11 protein-coding genes are annotated in these 15,058 nt (G+C 61.4%); 5 read left to right on the top strand and 6 right to left on the bottom strand.

The features are described from left to right. Nucleotides 1-233 precede the first annotated feature (233 nt). From BLS60_RS08620 to trxA, 4 genes are all read right to left on the bottom strand, one after another. A complete protein-coding gene (locus BLS60_RS08620; RefSeq protein ID WP_092366945.1) occupies nt 234-1,202 on the bottom strand; it encodes a CDP-6-deoxy-delta-3,4-glucoseen reductase in 969 nt (322 codons plus the stop codon). After that, a complete protein-coding gene (ubiD, locus tag BLS60_RS08625; RefSeq protein WP_070880188.1) occupies nt 1,202-2,668 on the bottom strand; it encodes a 4-hydroxy-3-polyprenylbenzoate decarboxylase in 1,467 nt (488 codons plus the stop codon). Before ubiD ends, BLS60_RS08620 begins: the two co-directional genes overlap by 1 nt. Nucleotides 2,669-2,776: 108 nt before the next feature. Beyond that, nucleotides 2,777-4,036 (bottom strand): transcription termination factor Rho, encoded by a 1,260-nt coding sequence (rho, locus tag BLS60_RS08630; protein ID WP_042552300.1) that lies wholly within the window; start codon nt 4,034-4,036, stop codon nt 2,777-2,779. A gap of 239 nt (nt 4,037-4,275) precedes the next feature. Beyond that, on the bottom strand, nt 4,276-4,602 hold the full coding sequence (gene trxA / locus BLS60_RS08635; protein ID WP_070880189.1) for a thioredoxin TrxA: 327 nt from the start codon (nt 4,600-4,602) through the stop codon (nt 4,276-4,278). A gap of 265 nt (nt 4,603-4,867) precedes the next feature. Here trxA and ppx point away from each other — a divergent pair, with 265 nt between their 5' ends. The 5 genes from ppx (at nt 4,868) to BLS60_RS08660 (ending at nt 14,090) form a co-directional block, all read left to right on the top strand. Continuing rightward, the gene (gene ppx / locus BLS60_RS08640; RefSeq protein ID WP_092366948.1) at nt 4,868-6,373 is read left to right on the top strand and encodes an exopolyphosphatase; all 1,506 of its coding nucleotides are present in this window, start codon (nt 4,868-4,870) and stop codon (nt 6,371-6,373) included. A gap of 254 nt (nt 6,374-6,627) precedes the next feature. Beyond that, nucleotides 6,628-8,379 (top strand): potassium/proton antiporter, encoded by a 1,752-nt coding sequence (locus BLS60_RS08645; RefSeq protein WP_420848444.1) that lies wholly within the window; start codon nt 6,628-6,630, stop codon nt 8,377-8,379. Between the two features lie 65 nt (nt 8,380-8,444). Further along, nucleotides 8,445-11,783, top strand: a complete 3,339-nt coding sequence (mscK, locus tag BLS60_RS08650) for a mechanosensitive channel MscK (protein ID WP_083328581.1) — start codon at nt 8,445-8,447, stop codon at nt 11,781-11,783. Continuing rightward, a complete protein-coding gene (gene selO / locus BLS60_RS08655) occupies nt 11,780-13,243 on the top strand; it encodes a protein adenylyltransferase SelO (RefSeq protein ID WP_092366950.1) in 1,464 nt (487 codons plus the stop codon). The genes mscK and selO overlap by 4 nt, the downstream gene beginning before the upstream one ends. 106 nt (nt 13,244-13,349) lie before the next feature. Continuing rightward, complete coding sequence (locus BLS60_RS08660; protein ID WP_092366952.1) at nt 13,350-14,090, top strand: GTP-binding protein; 741 nt, start codon at nt 13,350-13,352, stop codon at nt 14,088-14,090. Nucleotides 14,091-14,412: 322 nt separating this feature from the next. Here BLS60_RS08660 and BLS60_RS08665 read toward each other — a convergent pair whose 3' ends face one another. Continuing rightward, a complete protein-coding gene (locus tag BLS60_RS08665; RefSeq protein WP_092366954.1) occupies nt 14,413-14,730 on the bottom strand; it encodes a CcdB family protein in 318 nt (105 codons plus the stop codon). Then, complete coding sequence (locus BLS60_RS08670) at nt 14,730-14,975, bottom strand: type II toxin-antitoxin system CcdA family antitoxin (protein WP_092366956.1); 246 nt, start codon at nt 14,973-14,975, stop codon at nt 14,730-14,732. The genes BLS60_RS08665 and BLS60_RS08670 overlap by 1 nt, the downstream gene beginning before the upstream one ends. Nucleotides 14,976-15,058 lie beyond the last annotated feature (83 nt).

Consider the following 15,058-nt stretch of genomic DNA (forward strand, 5'->3'; position numbering starts at 1 on the left):
TTGCAGCGCTATCACGGTCAGAAGCGTGCATGAGCCCGCTTAACCGCCTGGGATCATGCACGCCGCTCCGCCGCTTGGCCTAATTGCAGGCAGGTAGCCCAGGAACTGCCGTTGCAAGCGCTACTGCTGCGATGGACGCTACGAACGAGCCATTCAGACAGTCGTCAACGCCACGCGCTAACGTGACTGACGTGAGTTCACGGTTGGCGCTGTCTGCTGCCGGTATTCAGGGCTCAGGTTCTCGGCGCGTATGCGAACACGTCGGCGCGCATCTGGTGAGCGTCCATGCCCGCTTCGACCAAGGCGTCCAGCGTGGCGTAGACCATGTTTGGCGAGCCGCTGGCATACACATGCAGTGGGCGCAGATCCGCGAAATCTTCGCGAATGGCTTCGTGCAGCAAACCGCAACGGCCCTTCCAGCCACACTGATCGCTGACCACTTGGTGCAAGAACAAGTTAGGCAACGCCTGCCATTCTTCCCAGTGCGGCAGGCTGTAGAAGTCGTCGGGTCGCCGAGCTCCCCAATACAGATGGACCGGATGCGCGAAGCCGCGAGCGCGGCATTCCTCGATCAGGCTGTGCATCTGCGCCATGCCGGTGCCCGCGGCGATCAGCACCAGCGGCCCGTCCGGCAGGTCAGCCAGGTGCGCATCACCAAATGGCAACTGCACCCGCGCCATGCCTTGCTCGCGCAACTGCTTCAGCAGGCTGAGAGCGCTCGCTTCACGGCCAAGGATATGCAGCTCCAGATCGCGGCCATCCTGCGGCGCCGAGGCCAGCGAAAACGCCGACTTCTCACCATCCTGGCGCTCGATCATCAGATACTGCCCGGCGTGGTAGCGCGGCGGCTTGCCGGCCGGGGCGCGCAGGCGCACTCGCCAGACATCGCCGCCAGCGTCGATGCATTCCAGCACCTGGCAGCTCACACTCCGCACCGCCAGCTCGCCCGGCACCAATACACCATCCCAATGCAGCACGCAGTCTTCCAGCGGTTCGGCGATGCAGGTGTACAGCTCACCATGATCAAGCTCCGCGCCGTCCTGGCGCACGCGCCCTTCGACCAGCAATGCCATGCACACATGGCAGTTGCCGTTGCGACAGCTTTGCGGGCAGGTGTAGCCCAGACGGCGGGCCGCATCGAGGATGCGTTCGCCCGCATCGACGTCAAGAACGGCGCCTGACGGTTGCAAGGTGACTTTCATCAATCGATTCCCAACTGGCTCCAGATTTCATCCACACGGCGCGTGACCGCCTCATCCTTGACGATCGCCCGCCCCCATTCGCGGCTGGTTTCGCCTGGCCACTTGTGGGTAGCGTCGAGGCCCATCTTCGAACCAAGGCCGGAGATCGGCGACGCGAAATCCAGGTAGTCGATCGGCGTGTTTTCGATCATCACCGTGTCGCGTTTGGGATCCATGCGCGTGGTGATGGCCCAGATCACGTCGTTCCAGTCGCGGGCATTGATGTCGTCGTCGGTGACGATAACGAACTTGGTGTACATGAACTGTCGCAGAAAGGACCATACACCGAGCATGACGCGCTTGGCATGGCCGGGGTACTGCTTCTTCATCGTCACCACCGCCATGCGGTAAGAGCAGCCTTCCGGCGGTAGGTAGAAGTCGGTGATCTCGGGGAACTGCTTCTGCAAGATCGGCACGAACACTTCGTTCAGCGCCACGCCGAGAATCGCCGGCTCATCGGGCGGACGGCCGGTGTACGTGGAGTGGTAGATCGGGTCGCGGCGCCGGGTGATGCGCTCGATGGTGAACACCGGAAAGGTGTCGACCTCGTTGTAGTAACCGGTGTGATCGCCATAGGGCCCTTCCGGCGCGGTCTCGCCTGGATGGATAACGCCTTCGAGGACGATTTCAGCGCTGGCCGGCACCTGCAGGTCACTGCCGATGGCCTTGACCAGCTCGGTGCGATGGCCACGCAACAGGCCGGCGAATGCGTACTCCGACAGCGTATCGGGCACCGGTGTCACCGCACCGAGAATGGTCGCCGGGTCAGCGCCCAGGGCTACGCAGACGGGATACGGCTTGCCTGGGTGCTTCTCGCACCACTCGCGATAATCCAGCGCACCGCCACGGTGGCTGAGCCAGCGCATGATCACCTTGTTACGACCGATGACTTGCTGGCGGTAGATACCGAGGTTCTGGCGCTCCTTGTTCGGCCCCTTGGTGATCGTCAGGCCCCAAGTGATAAGCGGCGCCACATCGCCTGGCCAGCAATGCTGAATAGGCAGTTTGGCAAGGTCGACGTCATCGCCCTCCTCGATCACCTCATGGCAGGGCGCGTCCTTGAGCACCTTGGGCGCCATGCTGATGACCTTCTTGAAGATCGGCAGCTTGTTCCAGGCGTCCTTCAGCCCCTTCGGCGGCTCGGGTTCCTTGAGGAACGCCAGCAGCTTGCCGATTTCGCGCAGCTCCGAGACCTCCTCGGCACCCATGCCCAGCGCCACGCGTTTGGGCGTGCCGAACAGGTTGCCAAGTACCGGCACGCTGTGCCCAGTGGGGTTCTCGAACAGCAGCGCCGGGCCGCCCTTGCGCAGGGTGCGGTCGCAAATCTCGGTCATTTCCAGGATTGGCGACACGGGCGCCTGAATACGCTTGAGCTCGCCGCGCTGTTCCAGGCCGCGGATAAAGTCGCGTAGATCGCGATACTGCATGCTGGAGCCTCTCGAATCGGGGCGCAAAGTTTAGCGCCGAAGTCGGTCTTGCAATACGACAGACAGACAAAAGCCGGGTTTCCCCGGCTTTTGTCGTGCCACCAGACGTTACTTGCGCTTCATGGACATGAAGAACTCGTCGTTGGTTTTGGTCGCTTTCAGCTTGTCGATGAGGAACTCGATAGCGGCGATCTCGTCCATCGGGTGCAGCAGCTTGCGCAGAATCCACATGCGCTGCAGCTCGTCTTCGGCGGTCAGCAACTCTTCGCGACGGGTACCGGCGCGGTTGATGTTGATGGCCGGGAATACGCGCTTCTCGGCGATACGACGATCCAGGGGCAGTTCCATGTTGCCGGTACCCTTGAATTCTTCGTAGATCACTTCGTCCATCTTCGAGCCGGTTTCGACCAGCGCGGTAGCGATGATGGTCAGCGAACCGCCTTCTTCGATGTTACGCGCGGCACCGAAGAAGCGTTTCGGCTTCTCGAGAGCGTGGGCGTCGACACCACCGGTCAGTACCTTGCCGGAGCTCGGGATCACGGTGTTGTAGGCACGCGCCAGACGGGTGATGGAGTCGAGCAGGATGACTACATCCTTCTTGTGCTCGACCAGGCGCTTGGCCTTCTCGATCACCATCTCGGCAACCTGCACGTGACGGGTTGGTGGCTCGTCGAAGGTCGAGGCAACCACTTCACCGCGCACGGTGCGCTGCATTTCGGTCACTTCTTCCGGGCGCTCGTCGATCAGCAGAACGATTAGGTGGCACTCGGGATTGTTACGCGCAATGTTCGCTGCGATGTTCTGCAGCATGATGGTCTTACCGGCTTTCGGCGGTGCGACGATCAAGCCACGCTGGCCCTTGCCGATCGGCGCACAGAGGTCGATCACACGGCCGGTGATGTCCTCGGTGGAGCCGTTGCCGGCTTCCATGGTCAGGCGCTTGTTCGGGAACAGCGGTGTCAGGTTTTCGAACAGAATCTTGTTCTTCGCATTCTCGGGACGATCAAAGTTGATCGTATCGACCTTGAGCAACGCGAAATAACGCTCGCCTTCCTTTGGAGGGCGGATCTTGCCAACGATGGTGTCACCGGTGCGCAAGTTGAAGCGACGGATCTGGCTAGGCGAGACGTAGATATCGTCTGGGCCGGCGAGATAGGAGGCGTCTGCAGAGCGGAGGAAGCCGAAGCCGTCCTGGAGAATCTCCAGCACGCCATCACCAGAGATTTCCTCGCCGCTTTTCGCATGCTTTTTCAGCAGGGAGAAGATCACGTCCTGCTTGCGCGAACGGGCCATATTTTCTATGCCCATCTGTTCGGCCAGTTCGAGCAGTTCGGTAATCGGCTTTTGCTTGAGTTCAGTCAGATTCATATAGGAATGACGTAATCGTATAAGGAGGGGATGGTAAGCATTGAGCTTGAGAGGCCGCAGCGCAGATAGGCGACAGGCGCCCGCTTTATTGTCGAATGTTCGATTAGGAATGCGTCGGCAGCGGCGTGCAGGGGGTCACTTAGGAAAAGCAACGGCCCGAATGTAACATCGGCTTTACGAATGCGTCTAGCCTTTAGACAGAAAAAAGCCCCGCTGTCTACGGGGCCTTTAGGACGCTTTTAGATGTTGGCGTCGATGAAGGCAGCCAGCTGCGACTTGGACAGCGCGCCAACTTTGGTGGCCTCTACGCTGCCGTTCTTGAACAGCATCAGTGTCGGGATGCCACGCACGCCATACTTCGGCGGGGTGTCCTGGTTTTCGTCGATGTTCAGTTTGCAGATCTTCAGCTTGCCCTGATATTCCTTGGAAATTTCATCCAGAACCGGGGCGATCATCTTGCACGGGCCGCACCACTCAGCCCAGTAGTCGACCAGTACCGGGCCTTCTGCCTGGATGACATCCTGGTCGAAGCTGGCATCGCTGACGTTGGTGATGAATTCACTCATGGGAAGTCTCCGTGTTCACAGGCATAACGATAAAAGTGGCGACCATCATAGCCCGGCTAGCCTGACACAGGAAGGCGCTGCCCATTGAGCGTAGCTATATCGCCTATCGACGGCACCGATGGAAAACACCGCTGGCAGACGGCTCGCCGGCCCCAGGCACGACCCTCTGCCGACCTGATTCAGCTGCCCTGCCACGGCGTTATGCGTTGGCGCCAGCGCCCTATCGTGGCACGATGACGGGGTTCTGCCTCGAGATTGACTGATCATGCCGCATTCCCATGCCGAGTCCTTCCCCCTGGTCGCCGCCATCGACCTGGGCTCCAACAGCTTTCACATGGTATTGGCCAAAGCCGATCACGGTGAGATCCGCATTCTTGAACGGCTGGGAGACAAGGTGCAGCTGGCAGCGGGCATCGACGAGCAGCGCCAGCTCAGTGAAGAGGCCATGCAGCGCGGTCTCGACTGCCTGAGGCGCTTTGCGCAACTGACCAACAGCCTGCCCCAGGGCGCCGTACGCATCGTCGGTACCAACGCCCTGCGCGAAGCGCGTAACCGCGCCGAATTCATCCGCCGCGCAGAAGCATTGCTGGGCCATCAGGTGGAAGTCATTTCCGGGCGCGAAGAAGCACGCCTGATCTACCTCGGGGTTTCCCACACCATCGCCGACACGCCCGGCAAGCGCCTGGTCGCCGATATCGGCGGGGGCAGCACCGAGTTCATCATCGGTCAGCGCTTCGAGCCGTTGCTGCGCGAAAGCCTGCAAATGGGCTGCGTGAGTTACACCCAGCGTTACTTCAAGGACGGCAAGATCACCCCGGCCCGCTACGCCCAGGCGTATACCGCCGCGCGCCTGGAAATCATGGGCATCGAGCACGGCTTGAACCGCCTCGGCTGGCAAGATGCCGTCGGCGCCTCGGGCACCATCAAGGCGATCGGCCTGGCGATTCAATCCGCCGGGCTGAGCACCAATGGTGAAGTCACCAGCGAAGGCCTGGCCTGGCTGAAGCGCAAGGTATTCAAGTACGGCGATGTCGAGCGCCTTGAACTCGATGGCCTCAAACCGGATCGCCGCCCGATCTTCCCGGCCGGCCTGGCAATTCTCGAAGCCATTTTCGATGCCTGCGAGCTCAATCGCATGAGCCACTCAGAGGGTGCACTGCGCGAAGGCGTACTCTATGACCTGCTTGGCCGCCACCAGCATGAGGACGTCCGCGAGCGCACGCTGTCGGCCTTCATGGAGCGCTACCACGTCGATCAGGAACAAGCCGCCCGCGTCGAGGCCAAGGCGCTGTCTGCGCTGGATAAGGTTGCCAAGGACTGGGAGCTGACCGAAGACTGGCACCGTGAGTTGCTCAGCTGGGCCGCCAAGGTGCATGAGGTCGGCCTGGACATCGCTCACTACCAGTACCACAAGCACGGCGCCTACCTGATCGAGCATTCGGATCTTGCCGGCTTCTCGCGCCAGGATCAGCAGATGCTTGCCCTGCTGGTGCGCGGCCACCGCCGCAACATTCCCAAGGACAAGCTCATCGACTTCGGCGATGACGGGGTAAAGCTGGTTCGTCTGTGCGTGCTGCTGCGCTTCGCCATCCTGTTCCATCACATTCGTGGCAGCCAGAACATGCCGGCCGTGCGACTGAAAGCGGGCACCAGCAGCCTGGCGATCGAATTTCCTGACGGCTGGCTGGCCGCCAACCCACTGACCCACGCCGACTTCGAGAGCGAAGCCGAGTGGCTCAAGCGTATTGACCTGACACTCACCGTTCGCTGATCACCCTTGGGCACCGCAAACGGTGCCCTAACGTCGCGCGGGCCTTTTCCCTGCGCCACGCTCTGCCAGCTGATCATGCGTACATTCGTGCCGCGAAGCGCTTTCAAGGTCATCCACGCGATGCCGACTCGGGTGGAAACAGCCCAGCACAGCCCTGTAAACGGCATGGCGCCAATGTTTGGCGACACCTATTATTGACACCCGCGCGCCCTGTCACGATAGTATCGGGTTCGACTTAAACTGACTGATGCGAGATGCCGTTGGAAAGCACCACCGTTAACAGCCTGTTCTTGATTGGTGCCTTGATGGTGGGCGCCAGCATCGCCGTCAGCTCCTTTTCTGCGCGTCTTGGCGTTCCGATTCTGGTGATTTTCCTGGCGGTGGGCATGGTCGCCGGCGTCGATGGCATCGGCGGCATCGTGTTCAACGATTACTCGCTCGCCTACTTGGTCAGTAACCTGGCGCTGGCGGTGATTCTGCTCGATGGCGGCATGCGCACGCGCAAGGCCACATTCCGGGTGGCGCTGTGGCCGGCATTATCGCTGGCGACCGTCGGCGTCGCGATTACCGCAGGCCTTACCGGTCTAGCGGCAGCCTGGCTGTTCAACCTGACGCTCATCGAGGGCCTGCTGATCGGCGCGATCGTCGGTTCGACCGACGCTGCTGTGGTGTTCAACCTGCTCAATGGCAAGGGGCTCAACGAACGTGTCGGCTCCACGCTGGAGATCGAATCGGGCAGTAACGACCCGATGGCCATGTTCCTCACCGTGTCGTTGATCGCCATGCTCGCCAGCGGGCAGACCAGCTTCAGCTGGGGGCTGCTGACCGATCTGGTCTGGCAGTTCGGCCTGGGCATCGTGCTCGGCCTCGCCGGCGGCTGGTTGCTCCTGCAACTGATCAATCGTCTGACCATTGCCGATGGCCTGTATCCACTCCTGGCCGTCAGCGGCGGTATTTTCATTTACGCCCTGTCCGGCTACCTGGGCGGCAGCGGTATTCTTGCCGTGTACGTGTGCGGCCTGCTGCTGGGCAATAAGCCGATCCAGAACCGCAATGGCATCCTGCACATGTTCGATGGCCTGGCCTGGCTGAGCCAGATCGGCATGTTCCTGGTGCTCGGCCTGCTGCTCACGCCAAGCGACCTGCTGCCAATCGCCATACCGGCCCTGGCGCTGTCGCTGTGGATGATCCTCTTTGCGCGGCCTCTTTCGGTGTTCATTGGCCTGCTGCCGTTCAGGGCATTCCATCTGCGCGAGCGGCTATTCATCTCCTGGATCGGCCTGCGCGGTGCCGTGCCGGTGATTCTCGCGGTGTTCCCATTGATGGCCGGCCTGGAGAACGCCCAGCTGTTCTTCAATGTCGCGTTCTTCATCGTCTTGGTTTCGCTGCTGCTGCAAGGCACCTCGCTGGGTTGGGCAGCGCGCAAGGCCAAGGTAGAGGTGCCACCGCTACCCTCGCCTATTTCGCGCAGCGGCTTGATGATTCACAAGACCAGCCAGTGGGAGATGTTCATTTACCGCCTGGGCGCCGAAAAATGGTGTATCGGTGCGCCGCTGCGCGAGCTGAATATGCCCAAGGACACGCGCGTTGCTGCGCTGTTTCGCGACCATCAGTTGTTGCACCCGTCCGGTAGCACCCGGCTGGAAGCAGGCGACTTGCTGTGCGTAATCGGCCACGAGCACAACCTCAAAGCGCTCGGCAACCTCTTCAGCCAGGCGCCCCAACGCAGCAAGGACCTGAGGTTCTTCGGCGATTTCGTGCTCGAGGGCGATGCCCAGCTCGACGCAGTTGCGGCGCTCTATGGCCTGCCGGTGGACGAAAAAGACCACGGTCTGTCGCTGGCCGACTTCATGAGCCACCTGATTGGCGGCGAAACCGTCATTGGTGATCAGATCGAGTGGCGCGGCCTGACCTGGACCGTCGCCGAGATGGACGGGAACAAGATCCGCAAGATCGGCGTCAGATTCCCGGAAGGCGCCACCCCGGGGCCGACGCTGCTTCTTTGACCGGTCGCTAGGCGCGGTAGGGGGCGGCCTGTAGACTCAGCCGGACGCTCCCCACGACAATGACCATGCGCTCTCTCCGTCGTTTTCTCGCCCTATCCCTTCTCGGCCTGTGCCTTGCACAGGCGCCCGCCTGGGCCGATGCCAACCCGACCAGCGCAGAGGTACAGCGCAGCCTCGACACGCTTGCCGAACGCAAGCTGGTGGAGCCGGAGCAGTCGCAGGTCCGCCAGATGCTCGAAAAGACCCTGGCCTCCCTCACCGCTCAGGCGGAAAGCCAGCAGAAGCTCGCCGCTCTGGAGAAGCAGCTGGCGCAAGCGCCGCGCCAGACTCAGGACGCACAGCGCGAGCTGGAAAAGCTCAAGGCCAGCAAGATCGTGCCGGTGGCCCAGCGCTACGCCAACAGCAGCGTTGCGCAGCTTGAGCAGATCCTCAGCGATCGCAGCGCGCAGTTGAGCGAGTGGCAAAAACAGATCAACGATGCCAACACCCTGGTCATCACCGCGCAGACCCGCCCCGAGCGCGCTCAGGCGGAGATCAGCAGCAACCAGACACGCACCCAGCAGATCAACAACCTGCTCAAGAATGGCCGCGAAGACGGCAAGCGGCTGAGCACCGAACGCAGCAATCAGCTCAAGGCCGAGCTGGCCCAGCTCGGCGCACAGACGCAATTGCGTCGCCAGGAAATGGCGGGCAACAGCGTGCTGCAGGACCTGGGCACTGCTCAGCGCGACCTGCTCGATGAGCAGATCAAGCGCCTCGATACCGAGCTGCAGGAGCTGCAGACGCTGATCAACGACAAGCGTCGCGACCAGTCCCAGCGCACCGTCGAAGAACAGTCCATCGAGGCCAAGAAGGCCGGCGACTCCGACACCCTGCTGTCGCGCGAGAGCGCGCTCAATCTCAAGCTGTCCGACTACCTGCTGCGCGGTACCGATCGCCTCAACGAGCTGACCCAGCTCAACCTGCGCACCCAGCAGCAGCTCGATGCGTTGAACCAGACCGATCAAGCCCTCGACGAGCAAATCAGCGTACTGCAAGGCAGCCTGCTGCTGTCGAAAATCCTCTATAAACAGAAACAGGCGCTGCCCAAACTCAAGCTCGACAACGGCCTGGCCGACGAAATCGCCGACATCCGTCTGTACCAGTTCGAGCTCAACCAACAGCGTGAGCAGATTTCCAACCCGGGCGCCTATGTAGACAAGCAGCTGGCCGCCGAGGCGCCGGAAAGCGTGACGCCGGAGCTGCGCAAAGCGCTGATGGACCTGATCGATACCCGGCGCGCGTTGCACGACAGCCTCAACCGCGAGCTGAATGCGCTGCTCAACGAATCGATCACCCTGCAGCTCAACCAGAAACAGTTGCAGGACACATCCACCGCGCTGCGCGCCACCCTTGACGAGCAGATGTTCTGGATTCCCAGCAACAACCCGCTCAATCTCGACTGGTTCAAGAACGTCCCAAACCAACTGCAGCGGCAGATAGCCGATCTGCCGTGGCTCGACAACCTCAGCCAACTCGGCGCCGGCCTGACGGAACGCCCGCTGCTGTTCCTGCCGCTGCTACTGGTAATCGGCCTGGTGCTCTATAACCGCCGCTACCTGAGCCACAAGCTCGCCGACCTGCACAAGGACATAGGCCACTTCAAGCGTGACAGCCAGCTGCACACGCCGATGGCGATTTTCCTCAACGTACTGCTGGCACTGCCCGGCACGCTGTTTCTGGCGCTGTGCGGCTTCGCCCTGCAGATGGATGCGCGCGGGCTCAACGTCAACCTCGGTTCGGCGTTTCTCGGCATGGCTCAGGCGTGGCTGGTGTTCTACACCGTGTACCGCATCTTCACGCCGGGCGGCGTAGCCGAACTGCACTTCCATTGGGCCCGCGCCCATGTGGCTTACCTGCACCGGCAAATTCGCTGGCTGGGCGTGGTGGTAGTCGCGCTGGTGGCTGTGGTCACGGTGGCCGAGCACCAACCCTCTAGCCTGTCCGATGACGTGATCGGTATTGCCGTGGTGCTGACGTGCTACGGCCTGATGATCTGGCTACTGCAAAAGCTGCTGCTGCGCGGCCCTGCCCGCGAAAACGCCTCGACCTTTCGCATGTTCATCGGCGTGCTGTTCAGCATGCTGCCGCTGGGCCTGTTCCTGGCCGTGTGCTTTGGCTACTACTACACCGCGTTGAAGCTGAGTGACCGGCTCATCGACACCCTGTACCTGCTGCTCGTGTGGCTGGTGGTGGAGGCAGTGTTCGTGCGCGGCCTGGCCGTGGCAGCGCGGCGCCTTGCCTACCAGCGCGCCACCGCACAGCGCGCGGCGCAGACGGCAGAAAACAGTGAAGGCACAGAGATTCAGCTGGAAGCGCCGACGCTGGATATCGAGCAGGTCAATCAGCAGTCGTTGCGACTGATTCGCCTGGCCCTGCTGGGCAGCTTCATTGCCGCGATGTATTGGGTGTGGGCCGATCTGATTTCAGTGTTCGCCTACCTCGATAACATCACCCTCTACGAGTACAACAGCAGCAGCGTAGTCGGCAGCGCCGCCTCGCTGATCCCTATCACCCTGCTCGACGCCTTGTATGCACTGATCATCGCCGCATTCACCCTGATTCTCGGTCGCAACCTGCCTGGCTTGCTCGAGGTTCTGGTGCTGTCGCGCCTGCGTCTGGCCCAGGGCAGCGCCTACGCCACCACCACGTTGCTGTCCTACGTGATATTCGGCACCGGCATCGTGGTCACGCTGTCGACCCTTGGGGTGAGCTGGAACAAGCTGCAGTGGCTGGTTGCTGCGTTGTCCGTGGGGATTGGTTTCGGCATGCAGGAGATTTTTGCCAACTTCATTTCCGGGCTGATCATCCTCTTCGAGCGCCCCGTGCGTATCGGCGATCTGGTGACCATCGGCACAGTGACTGGCACGGTTAAGCGCATCCACATCCGCGCCACGCACATCATCGACAGTGATCGCAAGGAAGTGATCGTGCCGAACAAGACCTTCGTCACCAGCCAGTTGATCAACTGGACGCTGACCGATACGGTGACCCGTATCGTGCTGACCTTCGTGGTCAACCGCGGCTCGGACCTGGAGAAGGTTCGTGACCTGCTTCTGCAGGCCGCCCAGGAAAACTCACGCGTCATGCGCGATCCGGCGCCGACAGCCCAGTTGAGCCTGTACACGCCCAGCGGCCTGACCCATGAATTGAAGTTCTACGTGAAGGAACTCGGCGACCGCGGCGCAGCCACCGACGAACTCAATCGGCGCGTCGATCAACTGTTCGCCGACAACGACATCAACCTGTCCGGCACGCCGAAGATGGATATCGTGCTGAGCCGCGCCAGCGCGCCGCACGACACGCTGAAACTCGACGAGGCGCAGCTAGCGGCCGCTGACAAAGATGGTGAGGCCAAACCGTGAAAACCCTCGACACGCTGACTTTCGACAACCGCTTTGCCAGGCTGGGCGACAGCTTCTCAACCGAAGTGCTACCCGAGCCTATCGCCGAGCCGCGCCTGGTGGTAGTCAGCCAGGACGCCCTGGCGCTGCTCGACCTCGACCCACAGGAAGCGCAACGCGAGGTATTCGCCGACCTGTTCTCCGGCAACCAGCTGTGGAGCGATGCCGAGCCGCGCGCCATGGTTTATTCCGGCCATCAGTTCGGCGGCTACAGCCCACGCCTGGGGGACGGCCGCGGCCTGCTGCTCGGCGAAGTACTCAACCACGCGGGCGAGCACTGGGATCTGCACCTCAAGGGCGCCGGCCTGACGCCCTACTCGCGCATGGGCGACGGCCGCGCGGTGCTACGCAGTTCGATCCGCGAGTTTCTTGCCAGCGAAGCGCTGCATGCCCTCGGCATTCCCAGCTCACGGGCGCTGTGCGTCACCGGCTCGAGCACTCCGGTATGGCGTGAGAAGCAGGAAACCGCGGCCATGCTGGTACGTCTGGCGCAGAGCCACGTGCGCTTCGGCAGCTTTGAATACTTCTACTACACCCGCCAGCACGATCAGCTGAAACAACTCGCCGATCACGTGCTGGCTTGCCATTACCCCGAGTGCCTGCAACAGCCGCAGCCTTACGAGGCGCTGTTTCGCAGCGTGCTGGAGCGTAATGCCGAGTTGATCGCCCGCTGGCAGGCCTACGGTTTCTGTCACGGCGTGATGAACACCGACAACATGTCGATCCTCGGCATCACGTTCGACTTCGGCCCCTACGCCTTCCTCGACGACTTCGATGCCAACCACATCTGTAATCACTCCGACGACACCGGCCGCTACAGCTTCAGCAATCAGGTGCCCATTGCCCACTGGAATCTCTCGGCGCTGGCCCAGGCGCTGACGCCGCTGATCGAGGTCGACAAGCTGAAGGAAATCCTCGAGCTGTTCCTGCCGCTGTACCAGGCGCACTACGACGACCTGATGCGCAAGCGCCTGGGCTTCACCACCGCCGAGGACGGCGACGAAGAACTGATCCAGCGTCTGCTGACATTGATGCAGGCAGGCAAATCCACGGACTACCACCTGTTCTTCCGCCATCTCGGCGAGCAGGCGCCAGCCGATGCACTGCAGGTAGTACGCAACGACTTCGTCGACCTCCAGGGCTTCGACGCCTGGGGCGCCGACTACCTGGCCCGCAGCAACCGCGAGGGCAGCGATCAGGCCGCCCGCCAGGCGCGCATGCACGCCGTCAACCCGCTCTACGTGCTACGCAACTACCTCGCCCAGGAAGCCATCGCAGCCGCCGAACGGGGCGACTACGCGCCGGTGCGCGAACTGCACGAAGTGCTGAGCCGCCCCTTCGAGCAACAGGCCGGCAAGGAGCGCTATGCGCTGCGGCCGCCAGATTGGGGCAAGCATCTGGAAATCAGCTGTTCGTCATAGCTCGGATAAGAAACACACGCTCAGGGCACTCGATCATCCGCCGCGAGCTCGCTGGGCAGATCCGTCGGATGAAGCCTGCCAAGTTGATCCACAGGGAAAGTTCATCGTGCGACTGAAGCTGCTGCTTATCATGCTTGTGCTGACTGGCAGTCACCTCGCCATGGCAAGCGACGTGGTGCTGCTGGGAGACGAGGCCAGGCTGACGCTGGCCGGCTATCCGAATACAGACGCTCCCGCACGAAACGCATCCGCTGCGGAAGTGGCTGACATGATCGCCAAAGCCCGGCATGCCATTTTCGTCGTCGATGCAGCGAACGGCCCGATGCAAGTCACGCGCGAACACATCATTATCGCGCGGCAGGCGAGGATTCCCTCGCTGTCGATGTTGTTGGTCAACACCGAGGCCGTTAATCAATCGGCATTGATACAGCAGGTCATCACCGAGATGCGTGAGCTGTTCGATGCCTACGATACCGATGGCAGCGCCGTGCCGCTGTTCATCGGCAAGCAAGGCCTGAACGCCGCTCTCGGCAAGGTCGCTGCATTGCCACGCAGAGAACCGGAACACCTCGATTCGACGATGCACAACGAGATCGCAGGCTTCATTTATCTACTGAGCAAGCCGGAGTCCCCAGCCACTATGGTTCTGGGAAATGGCGAGCCGGTAACGATCTGGCTGGGCGGGCAAACGGTTCAGGTCAGAGGCAAAGCCGAGCCGGCCTTACAGCCCGGCGACTCCAAGCCCATCCGTTTGATCACGGAAGCGCCCGTAACAGCAGGCCCGGGGCAACGGTTCTTGCTGCAGAGTCAGGGGCGGATAATAGCCGCCGGGGTTGTCGCCGAATAATACCGGCGGCTCTCACCACACCACCCTCAAGCTTCACGCCCACTACCATCAGCTCCAACGGATGAGGCGGCGGAAGACGACCTGTCGGAAACCTGAAGCCCGGACGCTGCCGAACGAACGCTTGCCGTCGCCGATGGCATGGTGGGCATGGCACGGCCCTGACGTCGGTTTCCCCAACGCGGTAAGACGGAAAATAACCCGTAGATGGATCGAGGTGCGTAGCCTAGCCGAGGCGTAATCCGCCGTTTACCGCGAACCGCTTCGTCGATTCCATCTAGCGGATCATGCCTTGCGAGTACGCCCTACACCTCGGGCGCTTTGCTCAAATACCGGTTATGAGCAGATCAAGCGCCGCGATGATTTCGTCACGCCGCGCAGCTAAATTCGCCACCTTGGCGCCCAACTGTTTGTTGGCAATACCGGCCATTTGCGGCGTCATCATCACGTAAAGCTCGCCCTCGATATCAAACTGCGGGGTGAGGGTTTTCAGTATTTTCCCCTGCATGGTGCTGGCTACATAAAGCGGTACGACGACCCGCGTACCGAGTTCCGCGAGCAGATCGCTCTGCACATTGAGCAGCAAGGGCACGGCGGCGCTGGTGGCAGGATTGATGTTCTTGTAAACGGCAAACTGCGCCATCAGAAGCTCCGCAATTCGTCGCTGAACAGGCCATTGAACTCTACGTGCTCATTGTATGCTGTGATGGCCTGGCGGTTGTCTGCCAGCCATTGTTCACGCTGCTTTTCCTTTAGCGCCTGGGCCAGAGCCTTCTCCAGAGTGGCAGAGAGGTTGATGTCGAGAGACTTGGCCTTGTTGAGCAGATCCTCGTTGACACGAAGGTTGGCGGCTCGTTTCGGGGCGTTCAGATCGTACGAAGACAGCATGAGAATTTCCTTGCCAAGTAATACGCACAATTTATGCGCATAAAAGATCTTGGTAAAGCGGCTTTCCGATGCATTCAGCTAAC

The sequence above is a fragment of the Phytopseudomonas seleniipraecipitans genome (assembly GCF_900102335.1).
Taxonomy (GTDB): domain Bacteria; phylum Pseudomonadota; class Gammaproteobacteria; order Pseudomonadales; family Pseudomonadaceae; genus Aquipseudomonas; species Aquipseudomonas seleniipraecipitans.

Bases quoted from the DNA above. Each gene is read 5' to 3' on its own strand.
- BLS60_RS08645 (WP_420848444.1), top strand. From the start codon at position 6,628: ATGCCGTTGGAAAGCACCACCGTTAACAGCCTGTTCTTGATTGGTGCC.
- ubiD (WP_070880188.1), bottom strand. From the start codon at position 2,668: ATGCAGTATCGCGATCTACGCGACTTTATCCGCGGCCTGGAACAGCGC.
- ppx (WP_092366948.1), top strand. From the start codon at position 4,868: ATGCCGCATTCCCATGCCGAGTCCTTCCCCCTGGTCGCCGCCATCGAC.
- BLS60_RS08670 (WP_092366956.1), bottom strand. From the start codon at position 14,975: ATGCTGTCTTCGTACGATCTGAACGCCCCGAAACGAGCCGCCAACCTT.
- BLS60_RS08620 (WP_092366945.1), bottom strand. From the start codon at position 1,202: ATGAAAGTCACCTTGCAACCGTCAGGCGCCGTTCTTGACGTCGATGCG.
- trxA (WP_070880189.1), bottom strand. From the start codon at position 4,602: ATGAGTGAATTCATCACCAACGTCAGCGATGCCAGCTTCGACCAGGAT.
- rho (WP_042552300.1), bottom strand. From the start codon at position 4,036: ATGAATCTGACTGAACTCAAGCAAAAGCCGATTACCGAACTGCTCGAA.
- BLS60_RS08665 (WP_092366954.1), bottom strand. From the start codon at position 14,730: ATGGCGCAGTTTGCCGTTTACAAGAACATCAATCCTGCCACCAGCGCC.
- mscK (WP_083328581.1), top strand. From the start codon at position 8,445: ATGCGCTCTCTCCGTCGTTTTCTCGCCCTATCCCTTCTCGGCCTGTGC.